The sequence below is a fragment of the Sphingobacterium wenxiniae genome, from assembly GCF_900116225.1.
GTDB classification, from domain to species: domain Bacteria; phylum Bacteroidota; class Bacteroidia; order Sphingobacteriales; family Sphingobacteriaceae; genus Sphingobacterium; species Sphingobacterium wenxiniae.
In genome coordinates this window covers 263433-273004 of the sequence record NZ_FOZZ01000007.1, presented here as the reverse complement: position 1 = coordinate 273004, position 9572 = coordinate 263433, and the positions used below count along the sequence as shown (strand labels likewise).

Sequence of the window (9572 nt, the reverse complement as noted above, 5' to 3'; positions counted from 1 at the left end):
CGTGAAGGCAGTATAGCTTTGGTTAAAACAGGCGTTTATCAAGGAGATGCGAGCCGTGCGGAAGTAGGCGACGAGATCGTTTACACGTTCGCAGTTACCAACACCGGCAACGTGACTGTCAATAACCTTGTTGTCAACGACAGCAAACTACGCATCACGGATCTAGCAGTTGTTCCAGCTACCTTGGCACCTGGTGCTACAGGTCAGGTAACAGCAAGCTACACGGTTACAGCAGCGGATATCGAGGCAGGCAAGGTTGTTAACACGGCTGTTGCTACAGGTACAAGTGAGGCAGGTGATGTACGCGATGTATCGGGTACAGCAGTTGATAACGATACAGAGACCGAGACCACGCTTCCACAAGACAGCCGTATCGCGTTGATTAAAACACATGATAAGCAACCTGTTGAAGGGACAGACTGTGTGGAAGTGCGTGTAGGTGATGTCGTTACATATACATTTGTTGTAACGAATGTCGGTAATACGATATTGAACGATATCAATATCGTGGATGATATGGAAGGTCTGTCCAGTATCAGTAGTGATGAGACAGGTAATCTTGCCGTAGGTCGAAGCCGAATATTCAAAGCGACTTATACCGTAAGGCAAGCTGATCTAAATGCAGGTGTTATCCGTAATACTGCAGTAGTTACAGCAATATCGCCACAAGGAGAAGTTACGGACCAATCTGGCACGGCACTGGATAATAATACAGCAACAGAATTGAATATCTGTCAATCAGCATCTGTAGCTTTAGTGAAAACACATAATAAAGTAAATACAGAAGGTGAAGATTGCGCAGTATTGGAAGTAGGTGAAGAACTTACCTACACGTTTGTTGTAACAAATACCGGTAATGTAACGCTGAGCAATGTGAAGGTGGATGAAGAACATTTCACTGGAGCTGGTGGAATAGGCGAAATTACCCTCCAATCTGCAAGCGAAGGTAGCACGGTTAGTTCACTATTACCAGGTGGTACACTTACTTATAGAGCTCCGTATACAGTTGAAGAAGCAGATATTAACGAAGGTGGTATCAGCAACCAAGCTAAAGTAACTGCTATGTTCAACGGTACAGCTTACTCCGATCTCTCTGGTACAGCTATAGATAATGATGAGGCTACAGAATTGTCTATCTGTAAAACAGGAGGAATAGCATTGATCGTGAGGTATACAGAGCTATCGCCAGAAACGTTCCGCAGAATAGCTCCAGCTATGATTAGCTTAGCAGCAGATGAAGATTGTGAGGAATTACTTCCGAATCAACCTGCGAACTATACATTGACGGTCGTGAACATTGGTGGTGTGACTTTGAATGATATCCAACTTTCCGATGAATTGTTTACAGGTGCAGGTACTCCAGGTCCGAAAGTATTCCGTTCGGCGAGTGTAGGAAGTAGCGAAAACGCACTTCTACCTGGAGGCATCTTGATTTACGATATGGTATATGACGTGCAGGATACTGATATCGAACAGGGAAGTATTACTTATCAGGCGAAAGTAAGTGGCCGTGCCGGAGGTACGTTATACACAGACCTTTCAGGCGCTGATATGGTGACGAATGAACCTGAGGTTATTAATATCTGTCAAAACCCTGAACTTGTGATAGAAAAAGTAGCAAACGCTGCAGAAATCGATAAAATTGGTCAGGAAGTGGTTTATACCCTGACTGTGCGGAATACAGGTAATCTTAACCTGACAGATGTAAGCGTGTTGGATCCAATGTTCCCAGAATGGGCAGGTACTATACCTACACTAAAAGTAGGCGAAAGTAAGGTGTTTACACTGGATTATACGGTGACAGCAGCAGACTTCAATAAAGAATCGGTTAATAATCAGGCAATTGTTCGTGCAAAAGATGTGAATGGAAATGAAGTAGAAGAAAAATCCGAAGAAGTGATTATTCCGATTAAGATTATCAATGCACTGAGCGTAAACAAATCAGCGAATGTAACGGAAGTCAATAAAGAAGGGCAGGTAATTACATATACGATTACTGTAAGAAATGATGGTAATCAAGATTTGTCTGATGTTGTTGTCACAGACCCACTTACAGGAATGAATGAACGGATAGGGGTTTTAGGAATGGGAGAAGAAGTCCAATTCACTACGACTTATACAGTTTCGTTGCAAGACTTTAAGTCTACGAATATCAAAAATGTCGCGACTGCAGAAGGAGTGAATCCTCAGGGCGAATCTGTTAAAGGAACAGATGAGGAGAACACAACAGTGAAACCACGGCCATTGTTTATTCCGAATGTATTTACGCCAAATGGTGATGGTACGAACGATACCTTTGAGATCGTTGGTATAGAAGGTTTTGATAGGATAGAAGTATTGATTATCAATCGTTGGGGTAATGAAGTTTATCGCAATGGCAACTATCGTAACGAGTGGAATGGTGCAAACCTTAATGAAGGAACCTACTATTACATTATTACGACACATCAAAATGGACGTAAAGACGTGTTGAAAGGAGATGTATTGATCAAGAAGCGATAAAAGAAGTTTAATCGGTTAACTGTTTAAGTGGTTAACCGGTTAACTTTTTTTGTCAGACCAGTGTAGAGGAGCCTGCGAGCTCATTGAAGATAATCATGCAGAATCTGTGCAATCACAAATAATCTGTGCAATCATAAAAAGGAATGAAAAAGAGCATAAAATATCTAAGTCTGGGTTTCCTGCTATTGGGCGGGATGAAGAGCTACGCCCAGCAGAGCATCCAGTTCACGCAGTACATCTTCAACTCGATCAGCGTGAACCCGGCGTATACGGGCTATAAGGAAGAGTGGTTCGGCCAGATGGCTCTACGCAGCCAGTGGACGGGCTGGGACGGAGCCCCCAAAACGGGGAGTGTATCGGTCGACGGTGTCCTTGACCCGGTCAACCGGCGCCACGGTGTCGGTCTGCAGGTGACGGCCGACGGCCTTGGCGCACAGTCGGCAACCTCGATCTTTGCGAACTACGCCCTGCGGCTGCAGCTGGACGATGAGGACACGCAGCGCCTGTCGCTAGGTGTTGGTGTGGGCGTTACGCAGTACGGCCTTGACGGGAATAAGCTGCAGGCCGTTGAGACGGGCGATGTGGTAATCCCATCGGGCAAGCTGAGCAACTGGAAGCCTGACATCCGCCTGGGCGTGTACTACTACAACCCGAAATGGTATGCGGGTGTTTCCGTGCAGGACCTTTTCGCGAACGCTTCGAGCAACGAGGAGTTCCGTTTCAACGAGAACACTTTGGAGAGTCTGTACCGCAATGTGAGCCTCTATGTTATCGGTGGAGCGCTCTTCGAACTGGAGGAGGGGCTGCACCTGCGTCCGAGCGTGCTGGTGAAGGACGACTTCAAGGGACCTACCTCGCTCGACGTGAACGCGATGTTCATCTTCAACAACAGGTTCTGGATCGGCGGAGGGTACCGCACACGTGCACGTATCTTCGACCGGGAGTACTACGACCGTTCCCCTGCCAAGCTGAGCGCGACGAACGCTGTTACGGCTATCGCTCAGTTCTATGCGACGGACAGGTTTCGTATCGGCTATTCGTACGACATCATGCTGAACCGCATGCGGGGTCTGCAGAACGGCACGCACGAGGTCACGCTTGGTATCACGTTCGGGCAGACATTCCGCCAGATCCTGAGCCCACGTTATTTCTGATCAAAGTGGTCGGTTGAAAGTGATAAAGGTTACGCAGGGGCGGATCATTATCTGCCCTGTTAGGGACAACAAAAATATTCCATCCCCTGCGGGGGATAACAACAAATAGGGACGAAAGAAATTCTTTCCGTACTCCCCTCTCCTTGGGAGAGGGGTCGAGGGAGAGGAAAAAAGAAGCAAAAGTATGAACAAGAAACTGACATATATAGGCCTATCGCTGGTCCTGCTGAGCGGTGGCCTGCATGCGCAGGAACAGCCGAGCCTGCGCCACCGTGCAGAGCAGCTGTTCGAGCGTTACGAGTATGCGAACGCCGCGGGCCTGTACGAGAAGCTGGTGGACAGGAAGAAAGTGCGGACCTCTGACATGGAGCGTCTGGCGGAGAGCTACCTTTACCTGAAGGACTACGAACTGGCGGAGAACTGGTACGCACGTATCGTGGGTACGGACGATTTCAGTGAAGAATCGCTGTGGAACTATGCTGAGGTACTGAAGCAGAACGGCAAGTACCGTGAGGCGAAGGAACAGTACGGGCGCTATGTGGAGAAATATGGCTCCTCGGAGAAAGCTACGCTTGCGATAGCTGGGGCCGACTCTGCAGTGGTGTGGATGGAACATCCTACGGGCCACCGTCTTCGCAACGAGCAGTCTGTTAACACGGACCTTGGGAACTTCGGTGTCTTCCCGACAAGCAACGGTGTGCTGTATGTGGGCGAACCGAACATGGTGACCGGCAAGCGCAGCGGTATGACCGGCCAGGCATACCTTAGTGTGTACAGCGCTGAGCGGAGTGCGGACGGTGTTCTTTCCAACCCGACGATCATGGATGGGAGCTTCAACAGCTCGGAGCTGCACGTAGGTCCTGCGATCGCGAACGCCTCGGAGGATGTGCTTTACGTTACACGTACGTACCCTGGCAAGGATACCGAAAAGCATAAGGAGAACGGGCAGAAGTTCCGGAGGCACAACCTGGAGCTGAAAATCTACAGATTGGAAGGTAACAGTTGGAAAGAGGAGGACTTTGCCTACAACAATGTAAAGGAATATTCGTTGGGGCATGCGGCCCTGAGCGGAGACGGCCGTACGCTGTACTATGCCTCTGACATGCCCGGTGGACTGGGTGGAGTTGATATCTGGTACTCGGAGCTTCAGGGCGACGGCAGCTGGGGCGCACCGCAGAATGCGGGTGCAGCGATCAACTCTGCAGGCGACGAGATGTTCCCATCGGTAGTGGGGGATGAGCTGTACTATTCGAGCAACGGATTTGCGGGCATGGGTGGACTGGACATCTTCCGTGCGAAGGGGGAAAGGAACAGTTTCACGGGCAGGGAGAACCTTCGTTTCCCGATCAACTCTGCAGGCGACGACTTTGCATTCGCCCAGTTGCAGGAGGATGAGGATGGCAGTATCGGGTATCTGTCTTCGAACCGTTCCGGAGGAGCAGGGGGTGACGATATCTATTCGTACAGTTTCCGCAAGCCGAAGATCATTATCATTCTGGAAGGTCTGACGTTGAACAGGAAGACGGAGGAACTTATCCCCGATGCTTCGGTTACGCTGTACAGCGGCAACAGACAGATAGTGGGTAAGGTACGCAGTGATGGTAAGGCGGAGTTCCGTTTCACTTTGGACAGGAACACGGATTATAAGGTACTGGGCGAGAAGCAGGGCTTCCATGCGGACTCGGCAAGCATAGCGGGTATCAACCCGGCGAAGGATACGACACTACACGTTACGTTGCGTCTTGAGCCTATCTTCAGGGTAGGCGATAAGTTTGTTCTGGAGAACATCTATTACGATTTTGACAAGCACAACATCCGTAAGGATGCATCGGTAGTCCTTGACCAGTTGGTTCGTACGATGCGAGACAACCCAACGCTGAAGATCGAGCTGTCGAGCCATACGGACAGCCGGGGTACGCACAGGTACAACGAGGGGCTGTCGCAGCGCCGTGCACAGTCCGCTGTAGACTATCTGGTCAGCCGCGGTATATCGCGTGATAGGTTGGTAGCGAAGGGTTATGGAGAGACAAGATTGGTGAACAGATGTAAGGACGGTGTCCCATGTACGATCGAGGAACACCAGGCCAATCGGAGAACGGAGGTCGAGGTTTTGGAGTTTTAAATAAGTGATAAGTGGGGGCTGATGACTTACTACTTATCACGGGGAACTTACAACTAAATTAAGCACACAGCAATACCACTCGGTATTTTTTCATAGGTAGATGTAGTTCGGCGTTACCTCCCCGGTAATGCCGAATCATCTTTTTTACGCTGTAATAATACGCACTCAGTCAAGTCATTCCATGTTTTTCATAGGCCGATGTAGTGTGATTTCCCCAATAATCCCGAATGGTTTTTTGTTACAAAGTTACACAACAAAACAAAAAAGCTTAAAATAGAGAAGCTAATTATCTATTGATGAAAAAAAGGAGTTATTAGATGACCTAATCATACACAAAATGTCGTTGAAGTGGATTTTTGTTGTAATATAGTATGTAAAATACAAGGCCTTGGTCGGTAGTGTTATTGTTTGATGTTTTGAAGCGTATGTTTTTTATGTAGAAATTGATTGCTGTAACTAATATTATTGTAGCTCAAAAGCTACAAATAGAAAATTTTATTTTAACCGAGAAAAATTATTCATCTTATTTGTATGGAGAAAAGTCAACGGTGAATTAAAGTGAAGTGTCTTATTTGTTTATTTCTGTTATTTAGTACAGGTCTTTTATATGCTCAAAAAGTAAAAGATAACCCTTACCATGCTCTGGAATCGGTAGATACGGATTATGCGGGGTTGAAGGCATTTGATATACTGACACTGGATCTTAGCATGCATAATCCGACTGAAGTACTTAACAATATAGAGTATATTTTGCAATTGGCGAAAAAGAGGGATGAAAAGACGTTTATCTGTGTGTATTATGAAACCCTCGCCAATTACCACTCGATGCGCTATGATAGAATAAATGACTTATCCAGCAGATACCACGAGCGAGCCTTAGAAGTAGCACAAAATAATGACTTGAAGGCAGAAATCTTCCGCCAGAATTTCAATATAGGAAATTACTATTATACTTATGCACGACTCGGGAATGCATATGCTTATTTCCGTGCAGCTATGGAATCCGCAGAGACTGTTGGAACAAAGAATATTGCTTATATCTGGAAATACTATCTTACCTTATCTCGTTATTTTTATGACATTGAAGAATATGATCTCTCTTCAAAAACTTTGGAGCAGATATTGGCAAATAATGATCAGCTAAAACCTCGGGAATTTTACAATTCACTTACCATTTTAGGTTTGGTTAACCTTCGTACAAATCAACTAGATGAAGCTTTAGATAATTTTCAACAAGTGTACGTAAAGTCTACAGAACGGTTGGATTCTGCCTGGATGGGGATAGCCAAGGGAAATATAGGAAACGTGTACTTACAAAAAGGGGAGTTGGAGGAAGCTATTGCCAACTATCAAATAGATTATGAATACAATACCAAAGATTTTGGTGATATTATTTCTGCTTTGGGCTCTCTAAAGAAAATTGCCGAGCTACGATTTGAACTCGGACAATTCAAACAGTCGATGACTGATATCAATACATATATTGGGAGGATAGAAAAGAAACCTGCCCGATATAAAGATATTTCAGAGGCTTATGCGTTAAAGATAAGGCTATTAGATACACTGGGGTTGAAAGATCGGGAATTAGCAGCGGTAAAAAAGTTCAATAAATACAACAGTCTTCATCTTTCGTTGGGCAATAAAGTGTCTATAGAACTGCTGAAGTTGAAAGAGGAGCAACAAAAGTTTCAGAATCGCATCTCCTCGCAAGAGGCATCTGTTTCTTATGGGGGAAATATTTATAGTATATTGTTCTTGTCGATTATAACTGCAGGATTGATATTTGGTGGGTGGTTACTGTATAACAAGCGGAAATCAAAAAAGGAAGAAATCCCGTCTATACAGGAAGAACGGGTTAATCAGGATGTTTATGATATTCGGATGATTATAGCCGATAAACGTTTTCATGTAAGTGAACATGAAAAAACAAAACATATCAGCTTGGAATTAAGGGAGGTGATGGAGTTGAATCTAATGAATCCTAAAAATTGGGACAGATTTAAGTATCTTTATAATGCAAACTTTCCAAAGTTCTTTGAAAAATTAACCAATCAATATCCAGATCTAGCAGATTCGGAATTGCGTTTGTTAGCCTTGATGAATTTGCATCTCTCCAACAATGAACTGGCGGAAAAACTTTCTGTATCTCTGGAAGGTGTCAAAAAGGCCAAACAACGATTAAAGAAAAAAATCAATAGCTATCATTATTCTGTTGGGTAAGTAGTAGATTGGGGCGGCATATTTTTATGTTGTCTGGGGCGCGGCAAAATTTACATTCCCGATATTCCTATGTATCTTTGTGGGTATGCACGCAGTCGATATTTTCCTTAAACATACCTTATCCGGACATCAGAACCCTATTTTTGCAGTAGAAAATGGAGTCCTAGAAACGTCTTTCTATACCGGAGGCAATGACAAGGGCGTAGTGGAATGGGATATCCTTTCGGGAAAATTCAAACGTATTCTCTGTGCTGTTCCGGCGTCTGTATATGCGCTACACCGTATCGTAGGGACATCTTTATTGGCAATAGGAATGCGGAATGGCGAAGTGTGGTTGGTGGATACAGAGACGCAGACTTTGGAGAAGAAGTTTAAAGTAGACCGAGGAGCTGTTTTTTCCTTACAGGCTATCGCAGAGAAGCAAGAACTGATTGCTGTTGGAGAAGAAGGTATGGCCTATATTTGGTCGCTGGAAAACGGTGAACTTCTTTATCGCTTTCGGATAACAGATACAACGATTCGGACACTGGCACTTTATCCCGACCAGCAGCAGGTTGTATTTGGAGATAAGGAAGGAAGGCTACACCTATATGCAGTAGCAGATTATCAATTATTGACGAAATCTGCTGTACATACCATGCCTGTCACGGCACTATTGGCAACGGATACAGCGTTGTATTCGGGAGGGCGTGATGCACAACTATATCAGTTGGGCAGGCAGGGATTGCATGTGGAGCAAAACCTTACCCCACATATGTTTACTGTATATGATATTCTGCAATATCCCGGTTCTAATCTCTTGATAACCGTCAGTAGAGATAAAGCCATAAAATTCTGGGATAAGTCCAACCTCAGCTTGCTCAAAAACGTGAGTCAAGAAAAAGGGTTCGACAGCCATAGGCTATCTATTAATGCAGCCTGTATACATTCGCTTTCACAGCAACTAATCACTGTAAGTGATGATAAGCTCGTGAAAGTGTGGGATGTGGTGGTAGATTAACTTTTACTGACCACTGACTACAAGCAATTGGACAATCTCTTCCAAATATTGTTTATCGACTTCATCGAAGCTGTTTAACTTTTCGCTGTCTACATCTAGAACAGCTGTACAAACACCTTGGCATAGGACAGGCACGACAATCTCCGATTTGGATAATGAACTGCAGGCGATATGACCAGGGAACTGCTCCACATCAGGAACGATAACCGTTTCCATACGCTGCCAAGAGGCCCCACAAACTCCTTTGCCATAACCAATGCGTGTACAGGCTACAGGACCTTGAAAAGGACCTAATACCAATTGATCTCCTTTGACGATATAAAAACCCACCCACCAGAAATCAAACTGTTCTTTTAATGCCGCTGCCACATTGGCCATGTTGGCAACGCTATCTGTTTCGCCTTGTAGTAAAGCGGCTATCTGTTTGACAAGAAGCTGATACTGCTCTTCTTTAGTCCCAGTAGCGATAATTAAATCTTCTGCCATGTTTTCTTTGTTTAAGGTTTAAAGTTTAAGTTGTTTAGAGGTTACCTGTTTATTTGTTTAGGGTTTAACCTTCTAACCATTCTAACCC

The 9572-nt window shown here is 45.2% G+C and carries 6 protein-coding genes; 5 read left to right on the top strand and 1 reads right to left on the bottom strand.

From position 1 onward, the window contains the following. The 5 genes from BM375_RS11285 to BM375_RS11265 all read left to right on the top strand — a co-directional run. On the top strand, positions 1 to 2502 hold a 2502-nt coding region (locus BM375_RS11285; protein ID WP_139227571.1), incomplete at its 5' end, for a DUF7507 domain-containing protein. 143 nt (positions 2503 to 2645) lie between these two features. Further along, on the top strand, positions 2646 to 3656 hold the full coding sequence (locus BM375_RS11280; protein WP_093366113.1) for a PorP/SprF family type IX secretion system membrane protein: 1011 nt from the start codon (positions 2646 to 2648) through the stop codon (positions 3654 to 3656). 886 nt (positions 3657 to 4542) lie between these two features. Continuing rightward, entirely contained in the window at positions 4543 to 5778 is a 1236-nt protein-coding gene (locus tag BM375_RS17485) for an OmpA family protein (RefSeq protein WP_244525885.1), read from the top strand. Positions 5779 to 6336: 558 nt separating this feature from the next. Then, positions 6337 to 7998, top strand: coding sequence for a YfgM family protein (locus tag BM375_RS11270; RefSeq protein WP_093366109.1), 1662 nt, complete (start codon positions 6337 to 6339; stop codon positions 7996 to 7998). Between the two features lie 85 nt (positions 7999 to 8083). Then, positions 8084 to 8998 (top strand): WD40 repeat domain-containing protein, encoded by a 915-nt coding sequence (locus BM375_RS11265; protein ID WP_093366107.1) that lies wholly within the window; start codon positions 8084 to 8086, stop codon positions 8996 to 8998. A gap of 3 nt (positions 8999 to 9001) precedes the next feature. Here BM375_RS11265 and BM375_RS11260 read toward each other — a convergent pair whose 3' ends face one another. Further along, positions 9002 to 9484, bottom strand: coding sequence for a GAF domain-containing protein (locus BM375_RS11260; RefSeq protein WP_093366105.1), 483 nt, complete (start codon positions 9482 to 9484; stop codon positions 9002 to 9004). Positions 9485 to 9572 lie beyond the last annotated feature (88 nt).